The following is a 12457-nucleotide window of genomic DNA, read 5'->3' on the forward strand; positions in this document are numbered from 1 at the left end:
CTGTCCTGGGCTCACTGGACAGGCTGCGTACACGTCTGGCGCCATCACCGTCCCGTCGCTCTACCTCCACGGGGCCGACGACAACTGCTTTTCCAGTGGAGTTGAGCGACAGCACGGACGACCTGTTCACGAACGGCTTCGAACGCATCGTCATACCCGGCGCGGGGCACTTCCAGCACCTCGAACAGCCCAAGACGGTCGCCGACCACATCCTCGGCTTCCTGAACAGCTGACCCCGCCAGCCACCCAGAACTCGAAGGACTGACCGAACCATGACTGACAAGGAAAGGCAGGAGGCCATGGCTGTGACGACTCCTTTCGTGGAAAAGCACCGCGGCACCGAGGCCATGCTGGCCGTCCTCGACGCGATGGACCAGATGCCGAGCGCCAGCCTGCTGCGGGCCCGCTCCTACGAGCTGCTGTCTCTTGTCCCGGGCTCGTCCGTCGTGGACGTCGGCTGCGGTGCCGGGCGGGCCGTCGCCGAGCTGGCCGAGCGTGGCGTCCACGCGGTGGGCGTGGATCCCGATCCGTGGATCCTGGCCGAGGCCCGGAAACGGTGGCCGGGGGCCGAGTTCCGGGAAGCGGGGGCGGAGGATCTGCCGTTCGCCGACGGAAGTGTGCGCGGCTACCGTGCCGACAAGGTCTTCCAATTCCTTCAGGAGCCGTGGCGCGCGGTGACGGAAGCGCGGCGCGTCCTCTGCCCGGGCGGCAGGATCGCCCTGGTCGGGCAGGACTGGGACGCCATCATGATCGACTCTGATGACGCGGCGCTCACCCGCACGATCGTGCACGCCCGCGCCGACCTCCTGGGCACCCCCCGCGCCGCCCGCCAGTACCGCAACCTGCTCCTGGACGGCGGCTTCAACGACGTCACCGTCGAGGTGCACACCAGCGTGTTCACCGATCCAGCGATGCTGTCATTGCCCACCATGCTCGCCGAGTCGGCCTGCACGATCGGTGCCGTCAGCCGTGACCAGGCCGATGAGTGGCTCGCCGAACAGCGCCGACGCGCCGAGGCCGACCGCTTCCTCATCGCCCTTCCGTACTTCGTGGCTGCCGCCTCCGCCTAGAGAGCAGATGGAGCACAGGCTGCGGGGATCCGCTTGACCGGGGAACGGTGACCACGCCTGTCAGGCGCTCGTGGCCGATGTGGGTTTCCTTGGCCGGCCGGGGGTGACCCCCTTCCGTGCGAGACGCCTGGTCATGAGGGTTGGGCAGCGACGACATCGAGGTGAGCCGCACGTCCCAGCCAGGGGTGTACGCGGGGGCCGTGATGGCGTACCTCTGGGACGGGAAACCGCAGCGGTACATGAACTCGGTACGGGTGCCCGAGCCGACACGGTTCTTCGTCCTGCCCGCCGCATCGTTCGCGAACCTCATGCACGATTGGTTTCCGATGGCGGTCCACCTCCTGGAGGGGCTCGCCCTCGGTTCGCAGACCTTTTTCAGCGGGCCGTCGCGCAGCGCGAACGGCTGCTCGCGCTGGCTCGTCAGGACTTCTCTGTGCCGCAGAACCTGGGCGCCGTTAACGAGCGGCGAACCAGGTGACATGCAACTCCTGAGGAAGGTTCGGAGCCGGATCTTCCCCGGCGGAGTCGTCGTGGCCCTCGTCCTCGCGGGGATCGGGGTAGCGGCCGAACGGCTCGACCCGGTCAGAGCCTTCGGCTCCGAGTGCCCCGGGGCCCTTCGTACGGTGCGGCGGCAGCGGGATCATGCGTCCTCCCCCTGCTGTCGGGCCTGCGCGATCAGCGCGGCCACGACGTCGTCCGACTGGTCATCGGTCTGTTCAACGACCGCGCCCATCGCGTTGGGGTGCCGCCCGTGACCTGCTGCTGGAGGCGTTTCATCAGGTCGGGGTCGGTGTTGCTGCCGGACCCGGTGAGGTCCACCCGGGTCGGCCGGCGCGGGGCGATGACCTCGGGCGTGGCCGGTGCCGTTCTTCTCGGCTTCGGCGAGCGTGCAAGACCGACCCGCCGTATTTGACAGCTCAGTACAGAACCGCATAGGTTTCTGACTGTTCAGTCCACAACGGTCCCGAGCTCACCGGAAGGGCTGCGTGCACGCCTGGCGCGATCGAGGGCAACCCATGCCTTTGAACTCCTCCGCGCCGCCCCGCGTCGCGACGCCTTCCGGGCCGGCAAGGCCCGGTCTGATCCTCGCGATGCTGGCGACGGCAAGTTTCACCGCCGTACGGGATCTGTACATCACGAACGTCCCAAGCGAACCGGAGGCGGACTCTCCACTGGGTGCACAGCCACCGTCGTGACCGCTCACCGGCACTGACCCCGGCTTCAGACAGCCGTACTCGCCACTTGGTCCGGGCTTGCCGGACCGCGACGCCGCGAAGGCGGCTAGGAGGTTGAACTCATGACACAGGCGACCCAGCGACCGCCCTTTGGCGAGGACTCCCCGGCCGGGGGGTCCCAGGCGACCGACCGCGTCCGTCGTCGGACGGTTCAGGCAGGCGGACTGGAGGTTCCGATCCTCGAGGCCGGCAGCGGGCCGCTCGTGGTGCTCCTCCACGGGTTTCCCGACCACGCCGCCAGCTGGACAGGGACCCTCGACCGCCTCGCCCAGGAAGGGTACTGGGCGGTCGCGCCCGCACAGCGCGGATACTGGCCCGGCGGCGCGGCCCCCGACGGCTCCTACCGCATTGCCTCGACCGGTCAGGACGTCCTGACCCTGATCGAAGCGCTCGGGCGCGAGCAGGCGGATCTCATCGGCCACGACTTCGGCGCCGCGGCGGCGTACGCGGCAGCGAGCCTCGACGCCAGACGGGTCCGCAAGCTGGTCACCATGGCGGTTCCCCATGGCCGTCAACTGCTGAACGCACTGGTCGCCGACGGTGACCAGCAGCGACGCAGCTGGTACATGTTCTTCTTCCAGACCGCCATGGCGGAGGCGGCCGTCGAGCGCGACGACTTCGCCTTCATCGACCGGCTGTGGCGGGAATGGTCACCCGGTTACGAGCTGCCGGACGCGGAGCGCGCCGCGCTCAAGGAAACCCTGGGTGCTCCAGGAGTCCTGACCGAGATCCTCGGCTACTACCGCCAGTTGTTCACGCCCCCCGCGGACGAGGCGGCCCAAGCCCTGCAAGCCCGGGCCTTCGGCACCATCACCGTCCCGTCGCTCTACCTCCACGGCGCCGACGACAACTGCATGACCGTGGAGTTGAGCGACGGCATGGACGACCTGTTCACGAACGGCTTCGAACGCGTCGTCATACCCGGCGCAGGGCACTTCCTGCACCTCGAACAGCCCAAGACGGTCGCCGACCACATCCTCGGCTTCCTGAACCGCTGACCCCCTCCAACCACCCAGAACTCGAAGGACTGACCGAACCATGAACGACAAGGAAACGCAGGAGACCACGGCTGTGGCCACTCCCGCAGACGCGAGCGACGCACTGGCCGAGGGGACCGTCGACGCGGTGGTGATCGGCGGGGGCGCCGCGGGGCTGAACGGTGCACTGATCCTCGCCCGCTCCCGCCGCTCGGTCGTCGTGATCGACAGCGGCTCCCCGCGCAACGCACCCGCCGAGGCCGTGCACGGCCTCCTCGCCCTGGACGGCACCCCGCCGTCCGAGATCCTTCGACGGGGCCGGGAGCAGGTGCGCCAGTACGGCGGACGCGTCATCCACGGCCAGGTGGTCTCGGCCGGGCCCGCCGCCCCCTCGGCGGACGGGGACCTGCGCTTCACCGTCACCCTGGCCGACGGCCGCCACCTCACCGCCCGCCGCATCCTGGTCGCCACCGGCGTGAAGGACGTACTCCCGGAGGTGCCCGGGCTCGCCCAGCACTGGGGACACAGTGTGGTGCACTGCCCGTACTGCCACGGCTGGGAGGTACGCGACGAACCCATCGGCGTCCTCGCCACCGGCCCCGCTTCCATCGGCCCCGCACTGTTGTTCCGCCAGCTGACCGAGGACCTCACCTACTTCACCAACGAAACCGACCTCGACGAGGACACCCGCACCCGCTTCGCCGCCCGCGGCATCCGCGTCATCGACACCCCGGTCACCGAGATCGTCAACGACGAGGACGGTGCCCTCGCCGGGGTGCGCCTGGCCGACGGCCAGTTCGTGGCCCGCCGCGTCCTCGGGGTCGTCCCGCAGATGCAGGCCCGCACAAAGGGCCTGGAAGGCCTGAACCTGCCGATACAGGACCTGCCCACGGGCCGCACTTTCGCCTCCGGCACAGACGGCACCACCGAGGTGCCGGGTGTGTGGGTGGCCGGCAACGTCACCGATCCGGTCGCCCAGGTCGGGGCCTCCGCAGCAGCCGGCGCACTCGCCGGCATCGACATCAACAAGAAACTGGCCGTCGCGGACACCGACGCGGCCCTCCAGAAGATCACCGCGTAAAGCCCCACAGCGGCCACCCGATGATCTCGAAGCCCTGAGATCTCAGCCCGTCACCCACTCGCCTCACCTTCATCGGTGAGGAGACCAATCAGTTTCCCCGTCTGGAAGCTGATCAGTTTCCAGACGGTTCTCAGTCATGCCCGCAAGCAAGCAGCACGAGCGCCGCGCCGAGGTCAACGCCCCCCTTGACGGCTTCCTCGCCCGCCTCGACGACTTCACATCCCCAGCTTCATGAACGGCCGACCCACCCCCACCAGATGAAGGACACGACAATGTCGGAGCGCAATCCCGTGGACAAGAACACGACATCGCGACAGCGGGCCCTGGTGGTCGGCCTCGGGATCAGCGGGATCGCCTCCGCACTGCGACTGCATCGCGCGGGCTGGGACGTGGTGGTGCTGGAGAAGGCCCCCGAGCGGCGCCGCGGCGGCTACTTCATCGCCCTGTTCGGGACCGGGCTCGCCGCCGCCGAACGGCTGGGCTTCGCCGATGCGGTGCCGAATCGCTTCGCTCCGGAAGGCGTGAGCTACGCCGTCGACCGAACGGGCCGGCGCCGCCCCGGTGTGAGCTACGCCGATGTGTTCGGCGGGTCTCGCATGGTACTGCGGGGCGACATCGAAGAAGCGGCCTTCACCGCCCTGCCCGACGAGGTCGAGATCCGGTACTCGACCGTGCCGACCGCGCTGGACCAGTACCTCGACGGGGTGGACGTCGAGATCCGCGACCTGACGACGGAGACGACGACTGTCGAGCGGTTCGACCTGGTGGTCGGGGCAGACGGACTGCGCTCGACGGTGCGCCGACTCGCGTTCGAGCCCGAGCAGAGCCCGATCCGTCGGCTGAACTACATGATCGCCGTGTACAGACTGCCCGAGCCGATACCCGGCTACCGCCCGCAGGACGGGCTGAGCATGATCGAGGCGGGCCGATCGGTGTGGGTGTTCTCGTTCGCCGACCGTCCGCCGTCGGTGATGTTCTCCTACCGCACCGACGACGTGGACGCCGAGTTCACCCGGCCGGCCATCGACTCGCTGCGCGCCGCCTACGGCCCCCAGCCCACCGGCTCCACGCTCGGTTGGCTGCTCGACCAGTTCGAGAAGGCCCCGGACCACCTGTTCGACTCCGCCGAGCAGGTGCACCTCGACCACTGGCACCGCGGCCGAGTCGTGCTCGTCGGCGACGCCGCGTGGTGCCTGACCGTCTACTCCGCCATGGGGGCATCCACCGGCCTCGCCGGGGCGGACCTGCTCGGCACCATGCTGGAACGCCACCCCCACGACGTGCCACGAGCACTGCAGGACTGGGAGGACCACCTGCGCCCGTTCATCGAACACCACCTCGGCAGCGCTGTGGGCCAGCGCAGTTTCTTCACCCCAGGCAACCGCGCCGAGTTGCTGCTTCGGTCCGTGATGCTCCGCCTCGCCCGGCTGCCGATCGCCGGCCGGCTGCTCGCCAGGACGAGGACCAACAATGCGCGGATGAAAGGCCTGGATATCGCCGCCGCTGCAGCGTGAGTGGACCTCCTTGCATACGAGCGGGAGAGCGAGGTCGCCTGGGCCCGCAACTTCGTCGAACGAATGCGCGGCCAGCTCGACGTCGCTGAAGTCGACCTCCTTCAGCAGCGGATCGAATGCGGCGCGTTGCTGCTAGCCAAGCCTGTGACCACCGAGAAACGCAGACTCGACATCCCGGGCATCGTCGTGGTCGGCGAGGGTCGACCTGCCGTACTTGACAACCCAGTACAGAACCGCCTAGGTTTCTGACTGTTCAGTACACAACGGTCCTGGGCTCACCGGACAGGCTGCGTCACGCCTGGCGCGATTGAGGGCAACCCATGCCTTTGGTCTGGGCCTGCCGGTGCAGGACCTGCCGGTGAGCCGCGGTTTCGCCTCCGCCTGGCCGGCACCACCGAGGTGCCGGGCGGGTGGGTGGCAGGCAACGTCACCGATCCGGTCGCCCAGGTCGGGGGCCTTCGCAGCGGCCGGCGCACTGGCCGGCGCCGACATCAACAGCAGCTTGGCCACCGCGGACACCGACGCGGCCCTCCAGCAGATCGCTGAGGCAAGCCCCGCAGCGGCCACCCGATGATCTCGAAGCCCTGAGATCTCAGTTTCCAGGCGGCATCAGTCATGCCCACCAAGCAAGGGAAGAAAATGAGTACCAGCATCGACCGCGGGGCGCCCGCCTCCAAAAAGACAGACTCGGGCCTTCGCGGCTCCCATGCCGTGCGCTGGTGGGTGCTGGCCGTCATCGGCCTGGCACAGCTCATGGTCATGCTCGATGCGACCGTCGTGAACATCGCGCTGCCCGAGGCCCAGCAGGACCTCGGCTTCAGCGACGGCAGCCGGCAGTGGGTCATCACGGGGTACGCGCTGGCGTTCGGCAGCCTGCTGCTGCTCGGCGGCCGACTCGGTGACCTGCTGGGCCGGCGTACCCTCTTCGTGATCGGCTTGGCAGGTTTCGGGGCCGCATCCGTTCTCGGCGGCGCGGCCGGCAGCTTCGAGATCCTCGTCGCGGCACGCGTGGCCCAGGGCCTCTTCGCCGCGCTGCTCGCGCCCGCGGCCCTCTCGCTGCTCAGCGTGACCTTCACCGAACCGTCCGAAAGGGCGAAGGCCTTCGGCATCTTCAGTGCGCTGGGCGGTGCGGGCGGCGCGGTCGGGCTGCTGGTCGGCGGCATGCTCACCGAATGGGCGTCGTGGCGGTGGGTGATGTACGTGAACGTCGTCTTCGCGGTCCCCGCCCTGATCGGTGCCTTGCTGCTGCTGGCCAAGCCCGTGATCACCCAGAAGCCCAGACTCGACATCCCGGGCATCGTCGTGGTGAGCGCCGCGCTGTTCGCCGTCGTCTACGGGTTCGCGCACGTCGAGTCCACCAGCTGGACCGACCCGGTCGCCCTCGGCTCCATGATCGTCGGCGCGGTGCTGCTCGCGGTGTTCGTCCGGCTGGAGACCCGGGTCGCGCATCCGCTGCTGCCGCTGCGGGTCGTGCTGGACCGGACCCGCGGTGGTTCGTTCGCGGCGGTGTTCGTCATCGGCATGGGGATGTTCTCGATCTTCCTGTTCCTGACCTACTACTTCGCGGCCAGCCTGGGCTACTCGCCGATCAAGACCGGGCTGGTGTACCTGCCGATGGTCGCGGCCGTCGTCGTTTCGTCGACCACCATGCCGGTGCTGGTGCTGCCCAGGGTCGGCCCGAAGATCGTGATCACCGCCGGCTTCCTGGTCGCCGCAGCCGGTATGGCCCTGCTGACCCGGATCGGGTTGGACAGCACCTACGCCGCCCACATCATGCCCGGCATGATCCTGATGGGTCTCGGCCTCGGCACGGTAATGACCACCGCGTTCCAGGGGGCGACCTCAGGCCTGCACCACGAGGACTCGGGCGTCGCCTCGGCACTGATCAACACCGGTCAGCAGGTGGGCGGCTCGATCAGCACCGCGCTGCTGACCACCATCGCCTCGTCGGCCGCGACCGACTACCTGACTTCGCACAAGCCCAGCGCGCTGGCCGCGGCACAGGCCGGCGTCGAGGGCTACACGGCCACCCTCGCGTGGGGCTCCGGGTTCTTCGTGGTCGGCGCGGTGATCGCGGCGCTCCTGATCCCGAACCGGGCACTGGAGCCGTCCGAGGGGGAGCCCGTGATGGCCCACTGAGCCTGGCCCCACCCCCACAGATGCCCTGCCACCTGCGATGACTGCTGTCCTCAGGACACGAATCAGCGCAGGAAAGCAGGGCATCTCCAGGGTTCCACCGCGACGGTCCCCCCTGCGCATCCACGACGTGTCGTTCTTTCGCGGTAGACCTCACCGCCCGCCACCCGCGCCCCGGAGAACTGTCGGCCTTCGGCCGGTCCGTGTGCGTCTCGGCGCGGGCCGCAGGGATCCCGGGCCGGAAGTGGGTGTCGATCAGGTCGGCGTAGTGGCGGTGGAAGGTGGCGTGGGGAATGCCGAGGCGTCGCTCGATGGCGGTCACGGTCGGCCGCCGTCCGCTGGCGAACGCTTCTTCCAGGACGGTATCGATGGGCGGCCTTGACGGTGTCGGCGTCAGCACGTCGGCGGCCCATTCGTTGATGAACGGTTCCGCTCGCAGGTAATGGGCGAAGGAGGTCTGCGCCGTGTTGGTCAGCCGCGTGCCGGTAGGGGGTGAGGCTGGGGGCTACTACTTGGTGCCGACCGTGCGCAGTGTGGCGAGCACCAGTGCCCGGGTGACGGTGACGATGTCGCTCACGCGGACCTGTTCCTGCGGACCGTGTGCGAGGCGTACGTCGCCGGGGCCGTACTGCAGCGTAGGGATGCCCGCCCCGGAGTACAGTCGCAGGTCGCTGCCGTAGGGGGCGCCTCGCTCAGAGGGTCGCGGGCCGCCGGTGACGTCGGCGTGCGCGTCGGCGACCTGGGCCACAAGCGGATGCCCGGTCGGCAGCCGTCCGCTGGCGAACTGTCCGCCGGGCCACGTCACCGTGGCGGGGTGGGAGCGCAGCCAGGGGTCGGCCGCGCAGGCTTCGGCCACGCACGCCTCCAGTTCGGTGCGTGCCTGGGCAGGATCCTCGCCCAGCCGGACGCCCAGTCTTCCCTCGGCCACCAGCAGGTCGGGCACGCTGCTGGCCCAGTCGCCGGAATGAACGGTACCGATGGACAGCGGGTAGGGGATGGGGTATTCGGACATGAGTGGGTCGGCGCCGACGTTGCGGCGGGCTTCCAGGTGGGCGAGCGCGCGGTGGATGGGCAGGTATGCGTCGATGGCGCTCACTCCCACGTATCTGGTGCTGCCGTGGGTGGCCCGGCCGGGTACTTGGATGCGAAAGGTCAGGGCGCCGGCGTTCGCAGTCATGACCGCGCCGCTGGTCGGTTCGGTGATGATGCAGGCGTCGCCGGTGTGGCCGCGTTGGAGGGTGCCGAACGCCCCGAGTCCCCCGTCCTCTTCACTGACTACGAAATGCGCGGACACCTGGCCGCGCAACCTTGCGCCCGCCTCCCGTATCGCGGCCAGGGCGGCGAGTATCGCCACCACCCCCGCCTTCATGTCGCACGCTCCTCGTGCGTGCACCACGTCCCCGGCAACCCGAGGGTGGAAGGGGTCACCCTCCCAACGCGCCAGGTCCCCGGAAGGAACGACGTCGACGTGCCCTTGGAGGATCAGGGTCGGCCCGTCGCCCCGGGGCACCGTGCCGCCCACCAGGCCCCACGCCTCGGTGCGCGGGGCCTCGCTGCCGGGAAAACCGGGATGGTCACGTAGCTTGGGCAGGTTCATGGACCACAGGTCGACATCGAGGTCCATCCGCTTCAGATGCCGGGCCAGGACGTGCTGAACCTCGGACTCCGCGGCGCTCCCCGTCACGCTCGGAACGGCGAGAAGTTCCAGCAGCAGCCGGGCGATGCCCGCCTCGTCCACCGCGGCCAGCGCCGAGGCTTCCACATCGCTCAGGCTTGCTGTCATCTCAACACTGCTCCCAGCACGTGACATCAGGACAAGCCGGAGACTATGTTCGACCGATAACACAAGCAATCGCCATTTGCTGCTGTCCACCGTCGCTTTCTTGCAATGTCAGCGGGCCCGTGGCCATTTCTTGCGCTGGGCCGCAGGTTCTGACGTCTGGAGTGAGGTCATGGACGCCATCGATCAAGCGATCATCCGGTACGTGCTGCACGACGCACGGGCCACATACGCCCAGATCGGCAAGGCGGCCGGGCTGTCCGCGCCCGCCGCCAAGCGGCGTCTCGACCGCCTCGTGGCTACCGGAGCGATCCGCGGTTTCACCGCTCTCGTCGATCCTCAGGCGTTGGCCTGGCACACCGAGGCTTTCGTCGAGGTCTACTGCGCCGGCAATCCCGCCCCCGCCGAACTGCGCCAAGCCCTGGAGGCCATCCCCGAGGTCGTCGAAGCCTGCACCGTCTCGGGGGCCGCCGACGCAGTCGTCCACATCCTCGCCAGAGACATCCCCCACCTGGAACAGGCCATCCAACGCATGCGCGCCACCCCTCCTGTGGAACGGACCGAGAGCGCTATCGTGCTCTCCCGGCTGTTGAACCGGCCTCGCGTGTGATCGACACCGTGGGACACCGCGAGTGCCGATGCCCCAGGGCCGACGACCAGCCGTGCTGGATCGGGTTGAAGAGCGCACCCCTGGAACACTGCCTCCTCACCAGTTGGTGCGGGTCACCACCGAGGCCGTGATCGGCGCGGTCACCGGGTCCCTCACCGCGCCCCGCACGCTGCTGCTGGGCCGCTACGACCGAGCGGGCCGCCTGCAGTACATCGGCCGCAGCACCACCCTGTCCCGGACCGCCGGCCGCGCTCTGGCCGACCAACTGGCCCCACCGCAGGAAGCGCATCCGTGGACGGGATGGACGTTCTCGGCAGGCTGGGGAATACAACGCACCCTCGAGGCCGTCCTGGTGCGGCCCGATGCCGTGATGGAAGTCGACGTCGCCCGCGACAGCGCCGGACGGTGGCGGCACCCAGCCCACCCCCACCGCATCCGTGCCGATCTCAGCCCGCGGGAGGTCCCCCGCGGCCCGCCTCGCCCCGCCCGGACACGACCTCCTTCTCTACACCCGTACCCGCCCACGGCAGACGACGCCCGCAGAGGCGGAACCGGGTCGGCGGCGCGTCGAGCTGTGCCTGTCCCAGATGGCCGTACTGCTGCTCGCCGTCAGCCTCGCCGGCCAGCTCCACCGGCCCCTCGCCGACGGACTCGCCGATCAGGTCCGCGCCGCCCGCTGCGACCACCTGGTCAAACGCTGGGTCCTCCACCTCACCGAAGACCATCTCGCCAGCGTCGCCTACGTGTTTCTGGCTGCACAAAAACGACCGGCTCCGCCGCCGAGGCCAACCGCTTCCCCCGCGACACCGGATCACCTACCAGCCCACCCCACCCCACGCACGGCCATCCCGCCGTCCGTCCCGATCCTGCACCGCTCGCAGACACCGACCACACACCCCGGCAGCCGCAGCTGACAGACTGTACGCCGCGCCGCTGCTTCGTCCAGGATCTGGCTGGCCTTGAGTCGCGGCTTGAGGCAGGCCTCCCAGGGGCCCCGGGCCTGACCGTCAGGCTTGCGGTACCCCAGTGCACCCGGGAGGCTCACCTGGAAGTGCGTGGCGTCGTCTTCGCTCCTTCGCGGGTCCCGGCGCACAGGGGACCGGGGCACTTCCGCTGCTGGGGTCGGTCAGTGCACGGAGTCGGCTGCGGCGACGATGGCCCGGTTGACAGCTTCCGGACTGATCGAAGGAACGTCATGGCCCGAGCGCGTGTGGATGAGGTGGGCTCCCACTCGGTCGGCTTCGAACTCCTGGGCGGCTGGCGGCACGGCGTGGTCCTCGGTCGCGACGACGGCCCACTTCGGTGTCCTGGCCGGCGGGTTCACCGTTGCTTTGTCGCTGAAGGCCGAGAAGGCGATCGGCTCCTGGGTCACCGAGGCGACGTCGATGGCCGATTTCGACAGTCCGTTGCCGTACACGGTCCCATACCTCTCGGTCTTGATGTAGACGTCGGTGTCACCGCCGGGCAGCGGAACGGTGCGCAGGTTCTGCGGGGTGAGCTGTGAGCCGGGGAACTGTCCGATCAGGGAGTTGGCGGATTCTCCCGCCCTGGGGATGAGAGCCGCCACGTAGACGAGGGCCCTGACCTTGGGTGTCTCGGCGGCGACCTGGCTGATGACCTCTCCCGAGTAGGAGTGGCCGACCAGTACCACGGGCCCCTTGATGGTATTGAGCTGTGCCTCGACATAGGCGCTGTCGAAGGCCAGGCCGCGCAGGGGTGTGTCGATCGCGTAGACCGGGTAGCGGTGCCGTCGCAGGTAGGCGACCTCGCTGTTCCAGCTGGAGGAGTCGGCGAACGCCCCGTGGAGCAGGACCACCGTCGGCTTCGCGCGGTGTGCCGCCGGCGAGGCGACGGCGAGATCGTTCGTGACAGCCAGCGAAGCTACGGCCACGCCGCTCACGAGTCCGGCAGCTGCCAATGCTTTGACTCGACCGGTGGACTTCATTTCGTGTTGATTCCTCTCGAATTGCGCTTTCGCATCGGTATGAGGAAGCGGCGCAATCGGCGTAGAGCGTGGCATGAAAGCCAAACGCTTGTTTGCCGCCGTCCGCGGC

At 69.0% G+C, this 12457-nt stretch carries 12 protein-coding genes and 2 pseudogenes; 10 read left to right on the top strand and 4 right to left on the bottom strand.

Annotation, left to right across the window (positions count from 1 at the left end; translation table 11 throughout):
• Positions 1-101: 101 nt before the first annotated feature.
• The 3 genes and pseudogenes from OG852_RS00405 to OG852_RS00415 form a co-directional block, all read left to right on the top strand.
• Positions 102-233: an alpha/beta fold hydrolase gene (locus OG852_RS00405; RefSeq protein ID WP_133917880.1), complete on the top strand. Its 132-nt coding sequence runs from the start codon at positions 102-104 to the stop codon at positions 231-233.
• 114 nt (positions 234-347) lie between these two features.
• A complete protein-coding gene (locus OG852_RS00410) occupies positions 348-1070 on the top strand; it encodes a methyltransferase domain-containing protein (RefSeq protein ID WP_330351365.1) in 723 nt (240 codons plus the stop codon).
• A 140-nt stretch (positions 1071-1210) separates the two neighbouring features.
• Positions 1211-1485: pseudogene (locus tag OG852_RS00415) on the top strand (histidine kinase); the annotation flags it as partial.
• Between the two features lie 40 nt (positions 1486-1525).
• Here the strand turns inward: OG852_RS00415 and OG852_RS00420 are convergent.
• Positions 1526-1714, bottom strand: a complete 189-nt coding sequence (locus OG852_RS00420; RefSeq protein ID WP_330351636.1) for a hypothetical protein — start codon at positions 1712-1714, stop codon at positions 1526-1528.
• Between the two features lie 653 nt (positions 1715-2367).
• On the opposite strand from OG852_RS00420, the gene OG852_RS00425 reads away from it, so the two are divergent.
• The 6 genes and pseudogenes from OG852_RS00425 to OG852_RS00450 all read left to right on the top strand — a co-directional run bounded on the left by OG852_RS00425 (position 2368) and on the right by OG852_RS00450 (position 8016).
• Positions 2368-3303, top strand: a complete 936-nt coding sequence (locus OG852_RS00425; RefSeq protein ID WP_133917881.1) for an alpha/beta fold hydrolase — start codon at positions 2368-2370, stop codon at positions 3301-3303.
• Between the two features lie 40 nt (positions 3304-3343).
• Complete coding sequence (locus OG852_RS00430) at positions 3344-4363, top strand: NAD(P)/FAD-dependent oxidoreductase (protein WP_330346768.1); 1020 nt, start codon at positions 3344-3346, stop codon at positions 4361-4363.
• A gap of 257 nt (positions 4364-4620) precedes the next feature.
• Positions 4621-5877 (top strand): FAD-dependent monooxygenase, encoded by a 1257-nt coding sequence (locus OG852_RS00435; protein WP_330346769.1) that lies wholly within the window; start codon positions 4621-4623, stop codon positions 5875-5877.
• On the top strand, positions 5878-6126 hold the full coding sequence (locus OG852_RS00440) for a hypothetical protein (protein ID WP_330346770.1): 249 nt from the start codon (positions 5878-5880) through the stop codon (positions 6124-6126).
• A 67-nt stretch (positions 6127-6193) separates the two neighbouring features.
• A pseudogene (locus OG852_RS00445) lies at positions 6194-6451 on the top strand (NAD(P)/FAD-dependent oxidoreductase); the annotation flags it as partial.
• Between the two features lie 65 nt (positions 6452-6516).
• Positions 6517-8016, top strand: a complete 1500-nt coding sequence (locus OG852_RS00450; RefSeq protein ID WP_330346771.1) for an MFS transporter — start codon at positions 6517-6519, stop codon at positions 8014-8016.
• A 505-nt stretch (positions 8017-8521) separates the two neighbouring features.
• Here OG852_RS00450 and OG852_RS00455 read toward each other — a convergent pair.
• Positions 8522-9796, bottom strand: coding sequence for an ArgE/DapE family deacylase (locus OG852_RS00455; protein WP_330346772.1), 1275 nt, complete (start codon positions 9794-9796; stop codon positions 8522-8524).
• Positions 9797-9965: 169 nt separating this feature from the next.
• Here OG852_RS00455 and OG852_RS00460 point away from each other — a divergent pair, with 169 nt between their 5' ends.
• On the top strand, positions 9966-10403 hold the full coding sequence (locus OG852_RS00460; protein WP_133917885.1) for an Lrp/AsnC family transcriptional regulator: 438 nt from the start codon (positions 9966-9968) through the stop codon (positions 10401-10403).
• 446 nt (positions 10404-10849) lie between these two features.
• Here OG852_RS00460 and OG852_RS00465 read toward each other — a convergent pair whose 3' ends face one another.
• Both OG852_RS00465 and OG852_RS00470 read right to left on the bottom strand, forming a co-directional pair.
• Complete coding sequence (locus tag OG852_RS00465; protein ID WP_330346773.1) at positions 10850-11128, bottom strand: hypothetical protein; 279 nt, start codon at positions 11126-11128, stop codon at positions 10850-10852.
• A gap of 401 nt (positions 11129-11529) precedes the next feature.
• A complete protein-coding gene (locus OG852_RS00470) occupies positions 11530-12321 on the bottom strand; it encodes an alpha/beta fold hydrolase (RefSeq protein ID WP_330346774.1) in 792 nt (263 codons plus the stop codon).
• Between the last annotated feature and the right edge of the window lie 136 nt (positions 12322-12457).

Origin of the sequence: Streptomyces sp. NBC_00582, assembly GCF_036345155.1 — a bacterium.
Lineage (GTDB): Bacteria > Actinomycetota > Actinomycetes > Streptomycetales > Streptomycetaceae > Streptomyces.

Bases quoted from the DNA above. Each gene is read 5' to 3' on its own strand.
- OG852_RS00410 (WP_330351365.1), top strand. From the start codon at position 348: ATGCTGGCCGTCCTCGACGCGATGGACCAGATGCCGAGCGCCAGCCTG.
- OG852_RS00420 (WP_330351636.1), bottom strand. From the start codon at position 1,714: ATGATCCCGCTGCCGCCGCACCGTACGAAGGGCCCCGGGGCACTCGGA.
- OG852_RS00425 (WP_133917881.1), top strand. From the start codon at position 2,368: ATGACACAGGCGACCCAGCGACCGCCCTTTGGCGAGGACTCCCCGGCC.
- OG852_RS00430 (WP_330346768.1), top strand. From the start codon at position 3,344: ATGAACGACAAGGAAACGCAGGAGACCACGGCTGTGGCCACTCCCGCA.
- OG852_RS00435 (WP_330346769.1), top strand. From the start codon at position 4,621: ATGAAGGACACGACAATGTCGGAGCGCAATCCCGTGGACAAGAACACG.
- OG852_RS00450 (WP_330346771.1), top strand. From the start codon at position 6,517: ATGAGTACCAGCATCGACCGCGGGGCGCCCGCCTCCAAAAAGACAGAC.
- OG852_RS00455 (WP_330346772.1), bottom strand. From the start codon at position 9,796: ATGACAGCAAGCCTGAGCGATGTGGAAGCCTCGGCGCTGGCCGCGGTG.
- OG852_RS00460 (WP_133917885.1), top strand. From the start codon at position 9,966: ATGGACGCCATCGATCAAGCGATCATCCGGTACGTGCTGCACGACGCA.
- OG852_RS00465 (WP_330346773.1), bottom strand. From the start codon at position 11,128: ATGGTCTTCGGTGAGGTGGAGGACCCAGCGTTTGACCAGGTGGTCGCA.